At 37.8% G+C, this 21931-nt stretch carries 15 protein-coding genes; 9 read left to right on the forward strand and 6 right to left on the reverse strand.

What is annotated here, in order from left to right; genetic code table 11:
- Positions 1 to 27: 27 nt before the first annotated feature.
- Positions 28 to 906, forward strand: coding sequence for an AraC family transcriptional regulator (locus tag AC2A07_RS18580; protein WP_484051615.1), 879 nt, complete (start codon positions 28 to 30; stop codon positions 904 to 906).
- A 4-nt stretch (positions 907 to 910) separates the two neighbouring features.
- On the opposite strand, the gene ccoG is transcribed toward AC2A07_RS18580, so the two are convergent.
- On the reverse strand, positions 911 to 2353 hold the full coding sequence (gene ccoG, locus AC2A07_RS18585) for a cytochrome c oxidase accessory protein CcoG (RefSeq protein ID WP_484051616.1): 1443 nt from the start codon (positions 2351 to 2353) through the stop codon (positions 911 to 913).
- 249 nt (positions 2354 to 2602) lie between these two features.
- Here ccoG and AC2A07_RS18590 point away from each other — a divergent pair, with 249 nt between their 5' ends.
- Entirely contained in the window at positions 2603 to 3493 is an 891-nt protein-coding gene (locus AC2A07_RS18590; protein WP_484051617.1) for an SMP-30/gluconolactonase/LRE family protein, read from the forward strand.
- 98 nt (positions 3494 to 3591) lie between these two features.
- Here AC2A07_RS18590 and AC2A07_RS18595 read toward each other — a convergent pair whose 3' ends face one another.
- Positions 3592 to 4899 carry a DEAD/DEAH box helicase gene (locus AC2A07_RS18595; protein ID WP_314499334.1) on the reverse strand — a complete coding sequence of 436 codons (1308 nt, stop codon included), beginning with the start codon at positions 4897 to 4899 and terminating at the stop codon, positions 3592 to 3594.
- Between the two features lie 178 nt (positions 4900 to 5077).
- Between AC2A07_RS18595 and AC2A07_RS18600 the strand changes: the two genes are divergently transcribed.
- Positions 5078 to 5476, forward strand: coding sequence for a PaaI family thioesterase (locus AC2A07_RS18600; RefSeq protein ID WP_314499332.1), 399 nt, complete (start codon positions 5078 to 5080; stop codon positions 5474 to 5476).
- Positions 5477 to 5844: 368 nt separating this feature from the next.
- Here AC2A07_RS18600 and AC2A07_RS18605 read toward each other — a convergent pair whose 3' ends face one another.
- From AC2A07_RS18605 to AC2A07_RS18615, 3 genes are all read right to left on the reverse strand, one after another.
- Positions 5845 to 6579 (reverse strand): hypothetical protein, encoded by a 735-nt coding sequence (locus AC2A07_RS18605; protein WP_484051618.1) that lies wholly within the window; start codon positions 6577 to 6579, stop codon positions 5845 to 5847.
- A gap of 87 nt (positions 6580 to 6666) precedes the next feature.
- Positions 6667 to 8016, reverse strand: coding sequence for an MFS transporter (locus AC2A07_RS18610; RefSeq protein WP_484051619.1), 1350 nt, complete (start codon positions 8014 to 8016; stop codon positions 6667 to 6669).
- An 8-nt stretch (positions 8017 to 8024) separates the two neighbouring features.
- Positions 8025 to 9455 carry a mannitol dehydrogenase family protein gene (locus AC2A07_RS18615; RefSeq protein ID WP_484051620.1) on the reverse strand — a complete coding sequence of 477 codons (1431 nt, stop codon included), beginning with the start codon at positions 9453 to 9455 and terminating at the stop codon, positions 8025 to 8027.
- Positions 9456 to 9901: 446 nt separating this feature from the next.
- Here AC2A07_RS18615 and AC2A07_RS18620 point away from each other — a divergent pair, with 446 nt between their 5' ends.
- Positions 9902 to 10246, forward strand: a complete 345-nt coding sequence (locus AC2A07_RS18620; protein ID WP_484051621.1) for a phage holin family protein — start codon at positions 9902 to 9904, stop codon at positions 10244 to 10246.
- A 238-nt stretch (positions 10247 to 10484) separates the two neighbouring features.
- Positions 10485 to 12479, forward strand: coding sequence for a S9 family peptidase (locus AC2A07_RS18625; RefSeq protein WP_484051622.1), 1995 nt, complete (start codon positions 10485 to 10487; stop codon positions 12477 to 12479).
- Between the two features lie 130 nt (positions 12480 to 12609).
- Here the strand turns inward: AC2A07_RS18625 and AC2A07_RS18630 are convergent, their stop codons facing one another.
- On the reverse strand, positions 12610 to 12765 hold the full coding sequence (locus tag AC2A07_RS18630) for a hypothetical protein (RefSeq protein ID WP_484051623.1): 156 nt from the start codon (positions 12763 to 12765) through the stop codon (positions 12610 to 12612).
- A 293-nt stretch (positions 12766 to 13058) separates the two neighbouring features.
- Here AC2A07_RS18630 and AC2A07_RS18635 point away from each other — a divergent pair, with 293 nt between their 5' ends.
- Genes AC2A07_RS18635 through AC2A07_RS18650 form a run of 4 tightly spaced genes read left to right on the forward strand, consistent with a single transcriptional unit; the run spans position 13059 to position 21800 of the window.
- Positions 13059 to 14696 carry a T9SS type A sorting domain-containing protein gene (locus AC2A07_RS18635; protein ID WP_484051624.1) on the forward strand — a complete coding sequence of 546 codons (1638 nt, stop codon included), beginning with the start codon at positions 13059 to 13061 and terminating at the stop codon, positions 14694 to 14696.
- Positions 14697 to 14700: 4 nt separating this feature from the next.
- Positions 14701 to 17718 carry a hypothetical protein gene (locus tag AC2A07_RS18640; protein WP_484051625.1) on the forward strand — a complete coding sequence of 1006 codons (3018 nt, stop codon included), beginning with the start codon at positions 14701 to 14703 and terminating at the stop codon, positions 17716 to 17718.
- Between the two features lie 10 nt (positions 17719 to 17728).
- A complete protein-coding gene (locus AC2A07_RS18645; RefSeq protein WP_484051626.1) occupies positions 17729 to 21343 on the forward strand; it encodes a DUF6443 domain-containing protein in 3615 nt (1204 codons plus the stop codon).
- Positions 21300 to 21800, forward strand: a complete 501-nt coding sequence (locus tag AC2A07_RS18650; protein ID WP_314499926.1) for a hypothetical protein — start codon at positions 21300 to 21302, stop codon at positions 21798 to 21800. The genes AC2A07_RS18645 and AC2A07_RS18650 overlap by 44 nt, the downstream gene beginning before the upstream one ends.
- Positions 21801 to 21931 lie beyond the last annotated feature (131 nt).

Raw genomic sequence — 21931 nt, forward strand, 5'->3', positions numbered from 1 at the left:
GTCTGCTTCCAAACAGCATTCATCCTTATGAATACCATCTCTGTACTGCACATTAATCTTTTTGAACCGGAAAAAGGAGCTTCCGGTTTCTATTTCAATACCCTTAAGAATCATCTGGTCAACAGCCATAAACATATTGAGAAGCCGCACCGCCATGATTTTTTTGTTACTGCCATTTTCACTGCAGGACAAGGAATTCATGAAATAGACTTTCAAAAATATGACGTTTCTGCGGGAAGTATCTTTTTTCTTGCTCCGGGGCAGGTTCACAGTTGGGAACTTTCTGCAGATACAGACGGGTATATTTTCTTTTTTTCCCAACCTTACTATGAGATGCATTATGTGAATCAGAAACTGAAGGATTTTCCTTTTTTCAACGCTCCCGGTTTTTCAAGGAAACTTCAGTTGCAGTCAGAAGAACTGCTGAGCATGATTTACCTTTTTAAAGCAATAGAGTGTGAACATCAGTCTCAGCAAGTCATGAAACAAAATTTCATTCTCTCACTGATTACACAGATTTATATTCATGCAGTACGGGAATTTTCTAAAGACGATCAGCTGATTCAGGCTTCAAACAGCGCCTATTTCAAACATTATCAGGATTTTGAAAACCTTCTGGAGATGTTTTTTGTTTCTGAGAAATCAATTTCCTACTATGCCTCAATGATGGATATTTCTCCAAAACATCTCAACAGGATTACACAGACCACCGTGCAGAAAACTGCGTCTCAGGTAATTACTGACCGGGTCATGCTTGAGGCTAAGAGAATGCTTATTTATCTTGATGAAGACCTCGTGGAAATCGCTTTCAGGCTCGGCTATGAAGAGTACTCTTATTTTGCCAGGGTTTTCCGTAAAAATACAGGAATCACACCGTCACATTTTGTCAAAAACCACAGGAGCTGATCGTTTACAGCAGAAGTTTGAAAGGGCCCTCAAATATAGTTTCAAATGTATCCACGATTTCACCCTTTTCATTCAGTACCGCAATGGTAATGTTCTGTTTGGAAAATTTAATATCATACTCAGGAAAAGAGATACTGATTGAGCCTTTCAGTATTTCATCCCCCTTCAGGATGATCCTGCTTGATACGGAGAAAATAACTTCTGCATTTTTAGGCTGAAGCACTTTGATCGACAGTACTTTTTTATCGTTGGTTTTATTAAGAAATGTATAGGTGAAATTATTGATGATCCTTCCGTCCCTCACAAAGAATGTTGATCCGGCAGGCTTGATGAATTTGGCTTCCATCGAGCCTCTGTCATTCAGTAAAAATCCTAAAAAAGCGATAAGCAAACCAAGAAATACAGTCGTGATGATCATTCTTGAAGTGATTCCCCTCTTTTGTCCGGTTTCAATTTCTGCTTCCGTGGCATAACGCACCAGTCCGGTGGGTAATCCCACTTTCTGCATCACCTCATCACAGGCATCGATGCAGGCCGTACAGTTGATACACTCCAGCTGCTGGCCGTTTCTGATATCTATCCCAGTAGGGCATACCACGACGCACTGTCCGCAATCAATACAGTCTCCTTTGGAAGAAGATTTTCTGTCTTCTCCGTTTCTCCATTTCGCCCGGTTTTCACCTCGCTTTGTATCGTAATAGACATTGATGGTCTGTTTGTCGATCAGGACGCCCTGCAGTCTTCCATAAGGACAGATCAGTGTGCATACCTGTTCACGAAGCCAGGCAAATACAAAATAAAAAACCAGTGAGAAAGATAACATTGCTGTAAAATGCAGAGGCTGCTCCAGAGGACCTTTCTGCATGATCTTAAGAACAGATTGATATCCTACAATGTACATGAACATAAAATGAGCGATGATTACTGAAACCATCAGGAAGACAGACCATTTTAAAAGTCTTTTTCTTATTTTTTCTGAATCCCATTTCTGTTTATCCAGTTTCATCTGTCTGTTTCTGTCCCCTTCAATTAAATATTCGATTTTACGGAAAACCATTTCCATAAAAACGGTCTGCGGACACAGCCAGCCACAGAATATCCTCCCGAAAACAACGGTGAAGAGCATTACAAAAATAACGGAAATTACTGCTCCCAAAGCCAGAATAAAGAAATCCTGAAGATAAAAAGACTGTCCCAGGATAAAAAACTTCCTTTCAATAATATTGATTAAAAGAAATGGATTTCCACTGATCTTAAAGAAAGGAATTCCAAAGAACAGGGCCAGCAGAAAATAACTTGTATAATCTCTGTAATTGGTGAATTTACCTTTAGGTTTTCTGGGAAAAACCCATTTTCGCCTTCCTGAATCATCCATAGTCCCTACAGAATCTCTGAAACCTTCATTACCACTTTCCTGAATTTTTAAATTGCCCTGCTGAATACTCATCGTTTTGATTTTTATTAAAAGGATTATGCAGGTAAGATGAATCATCTGTGAAGTAATTTCACTTCTGCATTTCTCCGGGTAAAAGATGCTGCAAAGCTCCTGATTATAAGTTTTGATAAATAATAGGATGCACTTATGGAATAGGACAAAAGGGACATTTTATTTTTTATATCCTTAGAGAATAAGTATCGCTGTACTATTGGCAGAACTTTTTACAAATCGTACATTGTCAGCTTTAAATTTATTGGAATGAAAAATATATTGAATATAAGCCTCGTTGGTTTGGTTTTGGCATTTCCTGGTTGCAAATCATCAAATTACAATGCTATGTTTGAAAACACCGAACCGAAATTAATTTCTGATCAGTTCTCATTTACAGAAGGTCCTGCGACAGATCAGGCGGGAAATGTTTACTTCACCGATCAGCCTAATGATAAAATCTATATCTGGGAGTGGAAAACAGATAAGATCACTGAATTTTTAAACAAGACAGGAAGAGCCAACGGTACTTATTTCGATGAAAACGATAACCTGATTACCTGCTCAGACAATGAAGGTGAAATCTGGAAGATCGGAAAAGACAGGTCAGTTGAGGTTTTGTCAAAAGGATTTGAGGGAAAAAGACTGAATGGTCCCAATGATCTCTGGCTGGATGGAAACGGAGGGATTTATTTTACCGATCCGCTGTACAGAAGAGATTACTGGGAAAATTTTAAAGTAGAGATCCCTGAAAAAAATCTTTATTACCGTGACAAAGACGGAGAAATTTCAAAACTGGAGACTTTTACGCAGCCCAATGGAATAATAGGAAGTCTTACACAGAAGAAGCTTTATGTTTCTGATATTGATGCCGGGAAAACTTACGTGTACGATATTTTGGGGGACGGAAAACTATCTGAAAAGAAACTGTTCTGCGAAATGGGTTCAGATGGGATGACCCTGGATAAAGAAGGAAATCTTTATCTGACGGGTGACGGAGTTACCGTTTTTAATCATAAGGGAGAAAAAGTGCACCATATCAAAATCCCTGAAGACTGGACAGGCAACATCACATTTGGCGGAGAAAAAAATAATATTTTATTCATTACCGCATCAAAATCAGTATACACGCTCCCGACGAAGACTGAAAGGCTGAAATAAATTTATAAAACCATTAAGATATTCTGATTCTTTAAGAATAGCAGCTGATCATCTGTATAATTCTTAACAGCTGAAATATCTTAATGGTTTATTTAATTTTAATAGGCAATCTCCATTTTTACTTTTTTGCCTTTTAATTTTTCCGTGCTCAGTTTTTTCAGCAGATCTTTTACTTTATCTCTGGAAACCGCAACATAAGAGGTTGTATCTTTTACTTCGATCAGACCCAGATCTTCTTTCTGTAATTCTCCTTTTTTCAGTAAATATCCAACGATATCCACTTTATTCACCTTATCCTTTTTTCCTGCACTGATATATACCGTCTGAAAAGGGGAGTTAGCAGGAACTTTGGTAAATCCTTTCACGGATTCCTCAGGAGTATCTTTTTTGATGAAAGGAAATTTTTCATCGGCAGTCATCACGAGGTAGGCAAAACCTTTTGCATTCATTCTTGCGGTACGTCCGTTCCTGTGAATAAAAGCATCTTCTGTGGTTGGCAGCTGATAGTGGACGATCGATTCAACTTCAGGAACATCTAGGCCACGGGCTGCGAGGTCAGTGGTAATTAAAACCCGTGCAGTATCATTTCTGAACTTAAGCAAAGCACGTTCTCTTTCATCCTGTTCCATTCCGCCATGAAAAGTTTCACGGTCAATTCCTTTGTCAAGCAGTAAATCAGCAATACGGTCAACGGTTTCTCTGTGGTTGCAGAAAATCAGGGTTCTTTTATTTCCGATCTTACAGATCAGGTTAAATAGAGTGTCCAGTTTTTCTTCTGAGATCGTCATTACTTTTCGTAACTGGATATCCGGTTTATTATTCTCCAGTTTCAGAAAATCAATGATTTTTTCATTTCTCAGACCGGTGAACTTAGGGATTTCATCCATTGCAGTTGCAGAAGTCAGCATTCTCTGGTAGAGGTTGTACATATTCTCAATGATATATTCCATATCATCATGAAAACCAAATTCCAGGGCTTTGTCAAACTCATCCAGTACAAGGTTTTTGATTGTCTTGACATCAAGATTGTTGTTTCTCAAATGATATGCAACTCTTCCTGGAGTTCCGATAAGTACCGCTGGAGATTCGATCAGGTTATTCATTTCAATTTTCTTATCATGACCGCCGTAGCAGACAGAAACTTTGAAATCTGTTCCCATTGATTTAAATACCTGCTCGATCTGCAGAGCGAGTTCCCTTGCCGGAACCAGAATCAGTGCTTGGATCCCGGTTGCCTCTTTCGAGAGATTTCTCAATACAGGAAATAGAAAAGCCAGCGTTTTTCCTGATCCTGTAGGGGAAAGCAACACAACATCTGTATTGTTTTCCGTAGTTTTGTATGTAGATTTCTGCATCTGATTCATATCCTGAATCTGCAGTTTTTTATAAATAGATTCTAATTCCATTTTGCAAAGGTAAGGGAAAAGAATTTTTGTGGAAATTTTTAAATTAATTTTAAAGAACTTTGCCTAACCATCAACCATCAACCATCAATCATCTATTATCTATTATCAATCATCAATCATCAATCATCAACCATCTATTATCACCCATCACCCTATGACTCCCGAGAAAAAACAACTTATGACCGAAAGTTTCAACCGTTCAGAAACTTTGAAATTTTACAATGCCCGGCTTCTGGAAGTTGAGACTGATTTCGTCTCGATAAAAATTCCCAAGATGGAAATGATGACCCGTGCAGCAGGAATGTTTAACGGGGCAATGATCGCATCTCTGGTAGATGTCTCTTCCGGATATGCTGCTGTAAGTCATTACGAAGAAGACTGTTATGTGGTCACCGTGGAACTGAAAGTCAATTATCTGCGTCCTGCAATTGGTGATGCGCTCGTTTCAAAAGCTTATGTGATCAAAGGAGGAGCAAAGATCAGTGTCATCAGAACAGAAATTTATGTCGTTGATGAGAAAGGAGAATCAGAAAGTCATGTGGCCACTTCTTTGGTTACGATGATGAAGATCAAATAATTTGTTTTGCAATACCCTTGCGTATTTTCCAAACGTTGTCAGTGGATAGATAGATAGATAGATAGATAGATAGATAGATAGATAGATAGATAGATAGATAGATAGATAGATGCTGTTTCAGAAAGGTAGTTTGTTTGTAAAGCAAATTTTGTAATGAAAACTATTTTAATCATTTTTTCATATGCCCAACTAACCTTTCCAGCGTTTCAGACGATGGAAAGGTTTTCAACATATAAATAATTTAAAGAAGATCGCTTTAATAAATTTCAAAAAGAAGGTATACGGATAACTCTGAACTTATAAAATGGTCATTTGAGTCAGCATGAAGAAGACTTTGATGCACAACATGAAAACATTGCAGCTTACCATCAGAATGAATAAGCCTGAAGAGAAAACTGCAGGTAGGCATTATTCCCGACAGGATTCCACATTCCCCAGATTCCAACCGGAATTTTATATCCGGAGATGAAAAAACTTTTTGACAGGATTAGGCTGATCTCATTAAGACCGTCTTTTTCCGCAAAAAAATTGCTCTTTTCCCCGGAATGTCGTAAAGCAAAACCATAACCCGCCCGGGCTCTGATTTCCAGGTTTTCATCTTTCTTCAGGTAGACAGGATATTCCGCAGAAACAAATGAAGAATATTTGTTGTGTGTATTTTCTCTATTCCTGTCACGACCGAAAACCACTGTATTTGCACTTAAAACCAAAGGAATTCTGTTACTGACCTTATAGTAAGTTCTCAAATCCCAGAAACGCCCTGTTTCACTTCCTTTATAATTGAAAAACTCTCTATTGTTATAAGAAGCACCAGGAGAAAAATTGTAGATATCCCAAAGCTCTGCGGTAAAGTGTTTACTTCTGTATCCGATGTAGTTGTCGAATTCCTTATATGAGCCGTCTGCATTTCCTCCTGCCCAAAATCCTGCATAAAAATTTTTTCCGTCCAGATGAAGGTCTCCAGTGTAGATCAGACCTGAGGAAACTTCCAGCCCTCTCCATAAATGGCTGTTTCTGAGCTGTAAAGATGAATGTAATTGTTGGCTGTAGAATAATAACGTTCCTTTGATGATCAAAGCCATCAGCAATAATTTGTTTTTCATCGGGATTGTGTTTTTAAGTGTTTTTATACCATTCCCTTATCCGGCAGATAAATGCCGGATGACAGGAATCAGCAACAAAAATTAAGGTTAATTAATAATGTCTTTTTCTCTTATTTTTGATCCGAACAGTGCATAGGACAGCATCAGCAATTCACAGGCTACGGTCAGCATCCAGGTCCATCTCCATGATCCGAAAGCGTCTGCCAGACCTCCCTGAACAAGTGTGAATACCGCTCCTCCAAATACTGCCGAAATAAATACTCCTGAAGCTTTTGACGTATATTTATTCAACCCTTTTATCGAAAGAGAATAAATGCAGCTCCACATGGAGGAATGTAAAAGTCCGATCGCAACCAGGTACCATAAGTTTTGGGTAATCATTGCGATTACAGCTAATATTGTTGCCAGGACTGTTGTAACAGCGAGTTGAGTTTTAGCCGAAATATGACTGAGGAAGCTTGAAATGGATCTTCCTACTAAAAAGCCTCCCCAGTAAAGCGTAGAAAGCAGTGCGTGAATCCCGAGATCCATTCTGCCTATCATGATGTCTGTCTTTCCGAAAAAAGTGATCGGATGACCGGATTCCATCAGTTCAAATGCGTGAAGGTTGATATTGGCACCAATGGCAACTTCAGTTCCGACATAGAAAAATATGGCCACAACACCCAATGCAAAATGTCTGAATGACCATATGCTTCTTTCCAGTTTCTCTCGGGCAACGGCTCTGGTATTTTCAATATCGGGAAGATGAAGTTTTCTCGTAATTAGAATAACAGTTAAAATACATGTTATCAGAACAGAAAGAGGAAGGAGCAACTGTTTGATTTCAATACTTTCTATCGAAATACCGCTGAACATAACTACGGTAACGAAAAATGGGGCAGAGGTGGTTCCGATAGAATTTATTGCCGTCAGAATATTCAGCCGCTGTACAGGCTGGGTCCCTTTCAGCTGATAAGAAGCTGCGTAAGGATTGACAACCACTTGGATCACTGCTGCGGAAGTTCCCATCAGATAGGATCCGATCACAAAGATGATGAATCCAAAAGGAATAACTGCATCGCCTATGCTGAATTCAACATCCGGATATTCAGAACCGAACCATGATGAGAACAAGTACATGAAAAGTCCTGAAATCATAAAGAAAAGTCCTCTCAGAATCGTGTTTTTATATCCAAAAGCATTGACCCATCTGCTCCCCAGTGTTCCGTTCAACAGATATCCTAAAAAGAAAAAGAACGAAATGAGCGTTGTAAATGTATTTTTCAGACTTCCGGCATGCGATAGGAAGGTGAATTTTAAAGGTGCCTGAAGCTGCTCATTAACGGTTGTTAAAAAACCGACAATGAAATAAATAAAGGTAATTATAGCAAAGGGAAATATGCTGTTATTCGATTTTGTATCGAGGGTCTTTATATTTGAATTTCCAATCATCATATCTGTGTTTAAATAGATTCTAAAACTTTTGTAATTCCCTTATTTTTAATGTTTACGTCAAACTCACTGTATAAATATGTAAATTTTTCTGATGATTTCAGGTCAGTGCTCTTCAATGCAGATAAATTAAGGAAATCAAGAGGATTATCACTTGAAATCACGTATTGGTCGCCGTCAGTCATCCACGGCTCGGCGATCTCATAAGAATTTCCTTTCTCATCAATTCTGTATTTTAAATAGTGTCTGTACGATGCAATCAGAAAAGCAACCCTTGAAAGGTCTTTGCCGTCGCTGATCATTTTAGTAAGATTCGGTATGATGTACACCGGGAATTTTGAGATTCCGTCAAAGCAAAGTCTGCTTACCTGGTCACTGACACTGTGATTGGCAAACCTCTCAATCAAAGTCTGCTTGTATTTTTCAAGATCCGTATTTTCAGGGGCAGGAACGTACGGGGTAATATCTGTGTCCATAAAAGCACGGATCAGTTTTACAATATCAGTATCCGCCATGGCTTCATCTACTTTTCTGTACCCTTTTAAAAACGAAGGGTAGGACAGCAGGGTATGGGAGGCATTGAGCAGGCTCAGCTTCATGTTTTCAAAAGCGGTTACATCCTGAGTGAACTGTACTCCAACCTTTTCCCATGCAGGTCTTCCTGCAATAAAATGATCTTCGATCACCCACTGAGTGAAATCTTCACAGTAAACGGGAGCCTGATCAGAAATTCCGCTTCTTGCATTCAGCCTTACAACGTCTTCCGCAGTTGTTGCGGGGGTAATTCTGTCAACCATGCTGTTAGGGAATGTTACATTATCTTCTACCCATTTCGCAAGATCTTTATCCTGAGCTTTAATGAACGTTGTAAAAGATCTTTTGGCGGTATTGCCGTTATGCTGGAGATTATCACAGGACAAAATGGTAATACTGCCGTTTTGATCTGCTTTTCTTTTGCGCAGACCCTCGGCTATAAAGCCGAAAACAGTTGTCGGATTGCCTGGATGTTCAAGATCATGTTTAATTTTCTCATCATTTATGTTAAACTCATTGGTTTCTTTATCTAAATTATAGCCCCCTTCCGTTATGGTTAAGGTAATAATTTTGATAGCATGATCTGCAATTTTATCGACAACTGCTTTCGGATCTTTAATGCCCCAGATTAATTCAGTTAATGAACCGATCCGGTGAATTTTATCTTTACCGTCGCTTCCGAAGACAGTAAGTGTATAATCAAGGTTTTGAGAATGCAGATTGGTGAAAGTGTTCTCATCTGATGGCAAAAGGCAAACCCCACATATTCCCCAGTTTTGCTGATCTTCATACTTAAGCAATTCGTTGGTGTAAAATTGCTGGTGGGCTCTGTGGAAATTTCCCACACCAATGTGCAGTATCCCTGATTGTATATTTTTAGAATCGTATGAATATGATTGTACAGTCATTGAAATAATATGTTTTTTTGAATGGTCTCAATATTTCAAACTTATATTAAAATATTTATCGGGAAGGTTTTTAACGATAAAAAAAATATTGGGAACGTTCCCAAAACTCCGGGAACGTTCCCAATTGATGATTTTTCGAGTGATCTGAGATGAAAAATAAGTTTAAAAAGCACTTTGATCATTGAAATCTGATCGAAAAATTATCCGGATCCATACCTCTGCAAGATCAAATCCTCTTTGGAAGACAAAATTTTGGAATAGGAATAAAAGACAGATTTCAGAATTTCTTCAAATCATAAACGTAAATCATCTGATTTGAAAACCGATAAATGATCCTTTATAAATTCAAAGATTTCAATTGGTGCGAAGCTGCAGTATCCTTTTTAATTTCATGTAAATGGAATGGGTTTTGCTCCCTGGCAACTATACATATTAAATAATAAATTATGAATATCATTATCCGACTTTTTATCACTGCTGTCGTTGCATTTTTACTGACAAAAATTTTACCCGGAGTAGAATTTTCAGGCTTCGGAACAGCACTTATATTTGCGATTGTTTTAGGACTGCTCAATTTATTCGTCAAACCTGTTCTGAACCTTTTCGGTCTCCCGTTAACCATTATCACTTTAGGACTGTTTGCTTTAGTTATTAATGCAGCCATTATTCTCATTGCAGATTATTTTATTGACGGAATGGTAGTTAATGGTTTCTGGTGGGCATTTATTTTCAGTATTGCCTTGACAATTGTTACTTCTTTAGCCAATTCAATGTTTTCAGACGGTGATTAAAATAAAAGTATATTAAGATGCAGATCGCCAGCTTTTACGCTGGCGATTTTTTATGAAACCAATGTTAAGGAGAGTAATGATATTCATGAAAATATTCTGTTTCATCTGTTGAAAAATAAACTTAACTGTTAATTTACTCGTTCATTTTTATTTTAAATACTAACTTTGGCAACCTCGGATTTAACAGTAATGTATCAGCTTTAAAAACAGTTTTTACATTGATAAAATGAAAATTTATATGAAACTTAAGTACAGTCTGCTGGCCCTGGCAGCTCCGTTTTTAATGAATGCACAACAAGTAATGACCCCTGAAATTCTCTGGACTTTAAAAAAAGTGGGAGTACAGGCTGTTTCACCAGACCACTCGTCCCTTATTTATAAAATAGGACAGGTTGATTTGAAGACAGAAAAAACAAAAAACGAAAATTATTTCCTGAATGTTGTCAACAGGCAGTCTTCTAAAATTGATTTAGGTAAAAAAGCTTTAATTCAGTGGGATAAGAACGGACTTTACGCTCAGGAAGGTGATAAAATTTTCCTTTCAAAAGACAGCGGAAAAACCTGGTCCGAATTTTACACGATCGGTGAAGTGGATAATATTGTCATTTCTCCGGATGGGAAAAAAATTGCTTTCAGTAAGCAGGTACTGGTGGAAAAATTAATGGGAAAAGACAAATATGCCGATACTCCAAAAACCACTGCACAGGTTTACACAGATCTGAACCACAGGCATTGGGATTATTTCAATGAAGGGAAGTATAATCATGTTTTTGTAGTCAGCACTTCTGCCGGAATTGATTCTGCCAAAGACCTGCTGGAAGGAAAAACGTGGGATTCTCCCCAACGGCCTTTTGGTGGTACGGAAGATTTTATCTGGAGCCCGGACTCTGCGCAGCTACTGTATGTGACAAAGCCTAAAAGTGGAAAAGAGTATGCGACAAGTACCAATACGGATATCTTTGCGTATGACATCGCTTCCGGTTCTGTTAAGAATCTGACGGAATCCAATAAAGGATATGATGTAAACCCAAAGTTCAGTCCGGACGGAAAATCCCTGCTTTGGCAGAGTATGGAAAGAGACGGATATGAAGCGGATAAAAATGACATCAAACTGATGGAATGGAAATCCGGGAAAACCTCAAATCTTACCAAAGGGTGGGACGAAAGTGTTTCCGGAGATGTTTTCTGGGGCGGAGATTCAAAAGAAATTTATTTTACAGCCGCTTTCAGGGGGACAAAACAACTATTTTCCCTGGATACAAAATCTGCAAAAGTTCAGCAGATCACCCAAGGTGATTTTGATATTAATGAAATTTTTGCGGATCAGAAAAACGCATTGATGGTCTCAAAAACGGATATCAACCACGCTTCGGAACTGTTCTCGGTAAATCTTAAGAACGGAGAACTGCAACAGGTTACCGATGCCAATAAAGACGCTTACACAAAGTTGGCGCAGGGCAAATCTGAACTGAAGATGGTGAAAACCTCAGACGGAAAGGAAATGGGCGTCTGGTTTCACTATCCACCCAACTTTGATCCGAATAAAAAATACCCGACCTTAGTATATTGCCAGGGCGGACCTCAATCTGCTCTGACCCAGTTTTTCAGCACCCGTTGGAATTTCGCCTTAATGGCAGCTAACGGATATATCGTAGTTGCACCCAACAGAAGAGGAATGCCGGGATGGGGAACAAAATGGAATGAAGCAATTTCAAAAGACTGGGGCGGACAGCCGATGAGAGATTATCTTTCAGCAACAGACTTTGCTAAAACATTACCGTATGTTGACGGCGAAAGAGTGGCAGCAGTGGGAGCAAGCTATGGTGGTTACAGTGTCTTTATGCTGGCAGGAATCCACAATAACAGATTCAAGACCTTTATTGCTCACGACGGACTGTTTGATATGAAATCATGGTACTTAACAACTGAAGAACTTTGGTTTGCCAACTGGGATCTGGGTTCTCCATGGGAAAAACCCTTACCAAAAGCATATACAGAATTTAATCCCAGCAACTTTGTTGACAAATGGAATAAGCCCATTATGATTTTCCAGGGTGGAATTGATTTCAGAGTTCCTTATGAGCAGGGACAGGAGGCTTTCCAGGCTGCAAGATTGAGAGGGTTAAAATCTAAACTGGTGTATTTTCCAAACGAAAACCACTGGGTCCTGCATCCTCAAAACGGCTTGGTCTGGCAGAGAGAATTCTTTGACTGGCTTAAAGAAACCCTGTAAATTTGCAACTTATAAAAAATCTCTAAGTACATAACAAAAATGGACATACATTAAAATTCGTTCTGCTAAGATTATTTATAAGATTGTTATTCAAATATTTTGATATATATACTTAAATACACTGAAGGCTTTACTTTGGTGTATTTTTGTTTTTATCTTCCTGATATTTTCTATCTGCATAGTCATCAATTTTAAAATAACAGACTTCATCAATTATCACAACGATGAATAATTTTTGTATTTTTTTCCGTTCTGTACCATGGAATGTTCCCGATATTGAATTCATTGCTTTTATACGCCCTTAAAAAGCGTTTCAATCTGTCACAAACGCTATACTCTTTTTGTGTGCCTGGCTGAATGTTTCGAAAGTATTCTGTAAATTGTTTTATATCAGTTTTTTACGTAGATGAAAGATATTTTATCTTCTTGATTTTCAAATGGGTTACAGGTATTTGTGATGTACTGAAAAGTAGTTTAATTTATATATCCGTTGCAATAGCAGTGGATTTTTTTTACCAAATGTTTTGTAGTAATAAAAAAAATTAATTAAATTAGCATAAACAGTTAAAAACACAAACGATGAAAAAGAATTACAGCATTGCCTGCCTGCTTTGTTTTACAGTTCTGTCATTCGGACAGGATTTAATCTGGCAACATGATATCAGATCATCAACTCAAGACTTCCTTTCCCAGGTCACTACAACCATTGACCAGCAGTATCTCATCAGCGGAAGTGCCATTCAAAGCTCCAACCTTCAACAGGCTAAAGAATCTCAGAACAATGGGTACGACTTTAAGATCATCAAACTCAACCAGAATGGCGATACCGTATTTGAAAAATATTTCTCAGGAAAGAACCACGATTTTCTGGCTGCAACCGTTGCTACACAGGAAGGCGGATTTGCGATAATAGGAACTTCGTACTCCGGAAAAGGGCTGGATAAAAAAGAGGATTCCAAAGGAGGCTCAGATTTATGGTTGATAAGAACAAATCCAGAGGGAAATGAAATTTGGCAGAAAACATTGGGCACAGCCCAGGACGATGAAGCCAGGGCGGTCATCCAGACCACTGACTTAGGATTTATTGTTGCAGGCAATGTACAGAACTCACCTGATGGTTTCGGTTCTAAAGATGTCATGATCATCAGGCTCGATAAGAACGGAAAAGAAGTTTCCCAGCTGATCCTCGGCGGGAGAGGAAATGATGAAGTGGAAAAAATGATCCCGACCGCTGACGGCGGTGTTCTGTTGGGCATGTATTCAAGGAGTGCATCCTTCACAAATCCCTCCAAAACAAAAGAACTTAGAGATTCATCGCCTGAGAATTCCCAGACAAAACTGAATACCTATTCTAAAAAAACAGAGAATGAGGGTGAAGGAGATTACTGGATCGTTAAAATATCAAAGGAAGGAAAAGTTGAGTGGGAGAAAAATTACGGAGGAAAAGGAGATGACCACCTGAGAACTTTAGCCATGACTTCTACAGGATACATCATCGGAGGCGAATCAAGATCTGAGAGATCAGGAAATAAAACCGTGGGAATTGAAGAGGGAACAGATCTGTGGCTCCTCTCGCTCAGAGAAACAGGAGAAGAAAACTGGCAGAAGTCCTATAGTTTTAAGAACCGGGATATCCTGATGGGACTCAGCGTCATAAAAAGTGCAGACGATAAAAATTCAAAAGGGTTTTTAATTGGCGGCTACACACAGGCAGAGGGAAGAATTGAAGCAGATGATGAAACTTTCTGGATGCTTTACCTTGACCAGAACGGAAATGAACAATGGAGAAAGCACGTCAAAGGAGAATCCAGGAAGAAGGAAGAACGGTTATCGGATATCAAACTCAACCGTGACGGTTCTATTATTTTAGCAGGAACCAGTGCTGAGGAATTGGGCAGAGAAAACTGGAAGATCGTGAAACTGGGAGACAAGCAGATTGACCAGCTGATCGAAAAGCAGGACATTAAGATCTATCCTAACCCTGTGTCTGATTATGCGTATGTAGAAATTGGTTTTGAACCTTCGACAGGCTCAGGGCAGGGTTTTAAAGAAGCAGATATCACCATTTATGATATGGGTGGAAGACAGCTGCAGAGTTTAAAGACCAATAATAAAGTCACCAAGATCAATACGCAGAATCTGATTCAGGGAGCGTATCTGGTGACGGTGAAAACGGATACGAATAAAACGGCGAATGCTAAATTAATTAAAAAATAAAAATATGATGAAGAAGAATACATTATTGGTTTTAGTTTTATCCAACTTATTATTTTATGCTCAGGGAGTACAAAACTATCAGAATTTCGGTGGAAATTTTTTCCCGCAAAGCCCAAATGCGACACCGTTTGCTTATGCCGGCAAATATCCTGTAAATATGTACAAAGGAGTTCCGATAGTTGATATTCCATTATTTAATTTTCATGATTTAAATGCTTCTCTCAGCTATAATATTAAATCAGTAAAACCTTCAACCATCCCGACATGGGTAGGATTGGGATGGAATCTGGAAATTGGAGGTTCTGTTACAAGAATTGTAAATAGTGGTGTCGATGAAGTTTATGTGAGCGGAACGACTCCAAACAACAGATATTCTTATCTAGACAATTATTCTGCTTTGGACAATCCAAACTGGGACAGTATGCCTGCTTTACAAAATTTCTATAATTCAAATTTACAGTTAATCATGCAGTCCCTGCCAAATGCAGTCCCTGATCCCGATGAATTTATTATTAATATAGGCGGGCTTACAGGAAGCTTTTATATGAATGAAAAAGGAAAATGGATCGGCAGGACACGTAAAGGACGAACCCTTAAGATTGAACATCAATATAAATTTGATTATATATTACAGGAAAGAACTCTACTGGGAGCAAATTATGGCGGAACTAAAACGCATAACCTTAAACGGATTTTATATGGATTTAATATTATTACAGATGACGGTACAAAATACGTTTTCGGATTAGATGATAAAGCAATTGAATTTAGTTCTATGCCTGAAACTGTAGACCTGAATTATAATCCTCATATTGTTCCTTCTGCATGGAATATCAAAGAAATTATTTATGCTAATGGCAAAATGATAAAGTTCACTTATGAGAGAGACGAAAGAAGTGTTTTTTTGGTAAACAGAGGGGGAAACAGATCTTATTACAAGCAGGGAAACAACTCCGGAAATATCGGCAATTCCGGAACTTCAGGCAATCTGTATGCGCTTTATTCTAACAGAATCAACAATGTATTTTTAAAGAAAGTGGAAGGTGAAGACTTTATTGTTAATCTTTCCATATCATTAGCCAATCAAAAAGAATATGAACAATTTGATGTTCCGACAAGCCAGTGGGTTCCACCTTATACGCATCATATATCCAGTTACTACCGACATCAACATTGGCATAAATTAGACAATATAAATGTTACAGATAAGGCAGGAAGGACGATTAAAAATATAGTTTTTAATTATAACAACGATGCAAATGACCGATTAATGCTGAATAACGTAGTGATTAATGATATTGAAAAATACAGTTTTCAATACAATCCACAAAAACTTCCAAAATATATTTCAGATGCCACTGATCACTGGGGTTATTACAATGGCACAAGTTTTTATGATTCAGCTATCAATTTAGATGTTTCACAGGATCAGCAGAAAAACATATTTCAAAATATATACCCGACCTATAAAACTCCAAATCTAAACTTAAGCAAAGCACAAACTTTGGAAAAGATTATCCATCCTACGGGAGGAAGTACATCTTTTGAATATGAATTAAATGATTATTCAAAATTTGGAGATAAAGATCTGGATGAGACCTATCTTAAAATAATTCCTACTGCTAACAATGAGACCGCAGGTGGGCTGAGAATAAAGAAAATACAATCCTGTAATGAATCAAATAATTGTATAAATAAAACATATTCTTACCTAAATGATGATGGGGTAAGTTCAAGTGGCGTTTTACCCTATAAGCCTGTATATTTATTACAGGGGAATGAAAGTGTAAATAACCTGAGTTTCTGGGAATTTAACTTCAATTCCTATCAAAGTTTAAAAGGAGAGGACAATTCAGTCGGATACAGTAAAGTCACTGAGACTGATGATAACGGAGGAAAAACAGAGACTTATTACACCAATCTCGAACAGGACGGTTACAGGGATAAATCTGGAAATAGATATTACGGCTGGTCAAATTCAATATTGTTTAAGCAATTACCATATCTCTCATTTTCTTTAATGAGAGGAAAACCGTTAAAGGAAACTGTTTATTCCAATACTAATAATAAAATTCAGGAAACTACCTATCTATATACTCAGCAAACCGATTATTTAAGAGCCTACACATTTAATTCCAAACAGTTTGGACAAGCACAGCCGGCAGGTCAATTCACAAGCCTAAACGGAATTTCTTACGGAGCATTATTAGAAGCATACAATGTAAACTTTAACACATCTTATTTAAGCCAGAAAAAAACGACCTCTCAAAACGTAGCAACTACAGAGCAAAGTTTTTATAATTACACGTATAATGTTCCAAGTTCAATATGGAAAACAGATGCAGAGGGAAACAGCTACAATACAGACTATCAATATGCATTTGACATAGGTAATCAAACAATGCTGAATGCGTATATGGTAGGAATTCCCATAATTAACGAATACAGAAAAAATAATATATTCCTTTCAAAAACAGAGACTGTTTACCCCATGTCTATACCAACTCTTCAGACGGGCAATTTACCGATGCCTACTTCTGAGATTTATTACAGTCCCCTCAATATCAGCCCCACAACAGAAATAGTGTATAATAAATATGATGATAAGGGCAACATACTTCAGTTTACAACAAAAGACAATATTCCTACCACTATTATATGGGGATATAATAGAACAAAACCTATTGCAAAGATTGTCGGTGCTACGTATGATCAACTCCTGCAATATACTGCATCTATCATCACAGCTTCTGACAAGGATAATATTCCGCCACCAGGAATCACGTCAGATCAGACTGAACTGGATTTAAATATTGCATTAGATAATTTCAGAAAAAACTTATCTGATTACCAGATCACTACCTATACCTATGATCCTTTGATCGGGGTAACAGGGATTACGCCGCCTTCAGGGATCAGGGAAGTCTATCTCTACGATTCTGCCAACAGGCTCAAAGAAATCAGGGAGAACAATGCAGCAGGCGAGATCCTGAAAGAATTCAAATACAATTACAAACACTAAAACACATCTCATGAAAAAAATAATCATCCCGATCAGTGCCCTGTTTGTAGTGAGCCTGTCCCATGCACAGAGCACGAATCTGAGCACGAACGAAAACTATATCTATTCCAAGACCTATCTCTCTGATCCCTCCCTTCCCAATCCAAAAAGTGTGGAAACCGTTCAGTACATCGACGGATTAGGAAGACCCAAACAGGTCGTCAATGTAAAAGCCTCTCCTTTAGGAAGAGACGTCGTGACCCACATCGAATACGACGGGTTTGTAAGACAGGTAAAAGATTACCTTCCCGTACCGCAGAGCGGAACAATGAACGGAGCCATTTTCCCCAATCCCCTTGCCAATGCCACGCAGCCTGAGATCTACGGAGCTGAGAAAATCTATGCGGAGAAAATCCTTGAGAACTCTCCCTTAGATCGCATTCAGCAGCAGATCCAGGTGGGAAATGATTGGACTGGTAAGCCTGTCAAATTTGATTATGATGCGAATAAAAATGAAGATTATGTAAGAAAGTATAAGACCACCACGACTTGGGTGGAAGGTCGAACTCATACTGCTGTTGAGCTGTTTGAGGATTTTCTACCTAATCAGTTATATAAAAATACAGTAACCGATGAAGATGGAAACAAAACCATAGAATTCAAAAATGGTCAGGGGCAGACTTTACTGATCAGAAAAGCACTGAGTGCCACTGAGAACGCAGATACGTATTATGTGTATAACGAATATAATCAGCTCGCATTTGTTATTCCACCATTAGCTTCGGCACCTTCGGTAGAACCATCCACAGTAGAAAACCTGTATTATCAATATCGGTACGATGGCAGAAACCGTTTGGTAGAAAAAAAGCTTCCCGGAAAAGGTTGGGAATATATGGTGTATGATAAAGCAGATCGATTGATTGCAACACAAGATGCTAATTTAAGACAAACCTCGACGTGGTTCGTTACAAAATATGACAGTTTTGGAAGAGTAATTTATACGGGATTAATGCCACTTCCCAATCAAAGTCGCGAAGGATTACAGGGTATAACCAATCAATATGTCATCATTGAATCCAGAAACAGTACTGGTTTTTCGAGAAACGGGATGCAGATTTATTACACTAATGGTTTGTACAGCCAGATAGAAACGATCCTTTCTGTCAATTATTACGACGAGTATCCAGCAGGAAGCCCCGCAATTCCTACTCAAGTTTTGGGACAGAATGTTTTACCACAAGATGCTCAAAACTCAAATATAAGTACCAAGAGTTTACCTACCGCTTCTTATGTAAAAAATATTGAAGACGACAACTGGACAAAAAATTATACGTGGTACGATACTAAAGGAAGAGTAATAGGAAGCCATTCTGTTAATCATCTTGGAGGATACACCAAAACAGAATCAGAGCTTGATTTCTCGAGAACCCCGAAACAGGTGGTCACCCGTCACAAGAGATTAGCTGTTGATACAGAAAGGGTCATTACCGAAAATTTCACCTATGATCATCAGAACAGGTTGTTGGTGCATACGCATCAGGTGGATAATCAGCCTGTGGAATACCTGGTACAGAATAAATACAACGAACTCTCACAAATTGAGACTAAAAAGGTCGGTGGGGTGAATTTGGGAAGCGGTCTGCAGGCGGTTGATTATAAATACAACATTCGTGGTTGGATGACACATATCAATGATCCTTTAAATTTAGGAAGTGATTTGTTTGGTTATAAAATCAATTATAATATAAGGGAAGGATCTGAAAACCCTAATTCTGATTTTGCAGACCTCAAAGTAAAGCCAAGATACAATGGAAATATAGCTGAAGTATTCTGGAAAACCTTAACAGAATACAATGAACCCTTAAAAAGATATGCTTATACCTATGATCCTTTAAACAGATTGTCCGCAGGGTTTTATGAGAGAAGCGGCTATGAAGGAGCAAAGGAATATTTTGAAATTAATGAGTATGATCTTAATGGAAACATTAAAAGACTGCAAAGATCAGGCGGAGTTATATCGGGAACTACAGCACTGAAAATAGATAATCTGAAATACGATTACGCAGGAAACAGGCTTATCAAAGTAACGGAAGAGCAGACAGGAAACAGCAACGGTTATCCTTACTTAACAAATCATAATACCATTGAATATGATAACGGTCTTTTAAACGGTAACGGAAACATGACTAAACATCTGGATAAGGGTATTTCTTCAATTCAATATAATTATCTAAATTTACCTGTAAAGATTAATCAGAATGCCCAGATAACTGATTATACTTACCGAGCTGACGGAGTAAAAGTAAAGAAGCTCTTTGGAGACATAGAAACGAATTATCTTGATGGATTTCAGTATAAGTCAACCAAACCTTCAGAAGGTTCAGATGGAGGATTGGTTGTGATCGATCCTGACGAGATTGCGGTAATGAAACTGAGAATTATTCCTACATCTGAAGGATATTATGATGTAATTCAAAATCAGTATATATATAATTACACAGATCATCTGGGTAATGTGAGATTAAGTTATAGTGATACGAGTAAGGATGGAGTTATTCAGCCGAGAACATATTATTACCAGCAGTGTGATGGACCGTGGTCACCATGGAACCCGCCGAACTGTATTGATTACTGGAAGCCGGGAGAAATAGTTGAAGTCAATAATTATTACCCCTTCGGTTTGCTGCATAATTATACAGCGACAACGCAGAATGCATATCAGTACAAGTACAACAGTAAGGAGCTGCAAGAGACGGGAATGTATGATTACGGTGCAAGATTTTATATGCCCGATATCGGTAGATGGGGTGTGATTGACCCATTAGCGGAAGTTTCTAGAAGATGGTCACCTTATACATATGTATTAAACAATCCTATAAAATATATTGATCCAGATGGTAGAGAAGTAGTTGAAACTGCTTCAGGGACTACATACACAGGAGCAGATGCACAATCAGCCTTTTTAGCACTAAAAAATCAGTTGGGAAATGGTCCTGGTCCTAAAGGTTCTTGGGGAGGAGTCAGCTGGCAAAAGTATATTAATAATTGGAATTACGAAGATAGCGTTGAACTTTATAGAGAGAATATAAAAGCTAGAGTTGGGACATTAAAATCAATAAATGGAAATGCTACCCTAAATGTTAAGCAAACAATAGGACAATGGGACAAGGAGTATGGATTTTTGCCTGTAAACAGGACTAATTTTGCCAATGAGAATGCAATGCAGGTGACTAATTGTTATGGATATGTATTAACAAATGGTTACTTCTTTGTAGATGATAATATAGAAAACATAAGAGGTTTTCTATTAGATTCTGGCTATAAATCCTCTCAGGCTTTTAATAAGACAAATTTCAAAACTGGTGATATCCTATTATGGGAAGGCCACATGATGGAAGCGGTAGGCTCAAAAAATGGAAAAGTACAATGGGAAAGTTATTTTGGGTTTGATAGTTCTCCTGTAAAAGGATCATTACAACAAGTAATGAATTATAACAAAGAAGTTAGCGGAGGAGGCTATGGAAGTTTACAAGGAGCTTCCTTGTATAGACAACAAGATCAATCAAAAATACAATTTGGACAAAAAAAATATGAATCAGTCGATGTCAAAACAATACAACAACAAAAAAATCAAAGGAGCTATTAGTTTTTTTTCTCTTTTCTTTTTAGTGTTTTGCAGCAAAAAAGAATCTAATAAAGTAAATAGCGAGATCTCCTCTATTCATTCTGTAAAGTATATTGGAGGTAAGGAAGGGGTAAAGTTATCTGAAGAAAAACAAAAAAAAGCATTTGGCAAATGGAAACTTACAAATGCTGTTTTTTTTAATGATAGTAAGAAATTAGAAAAAAAAATTAGAATTGATAAAAATGTCACTGTTGACAAACAAAGCATTTTCGATAGTGCAAATAATACAATTGCTAAGAAGTATAACACAATAGGAACATATCAATTTAAAAATTTGGATACTCTTAATACTGTTTATTATATCTTTAGTATTGATGATGATAGAATGATGATGCAAACGTCAAACTTATTTAGAATTGTTGATGGTAAGATGACAAAAGAAAGAGCAAGGGTACACTTGTTCTTTATAAAGGAATAAAGCCCCGTTGGCGCAAGCTTCTCGCTCGTTCCTTTATAAAACAAAAAACCTCGCAAAATGCGAGGTTTTTTGTGTTTTATAGTGTGTCTAGTCCTGAAATAGCGATACACAAAAAATTATTGTTATGGAGG

This window comes from Chryseobacterium sp. HNCC26DJ238 (assembly GCF_057180465.1).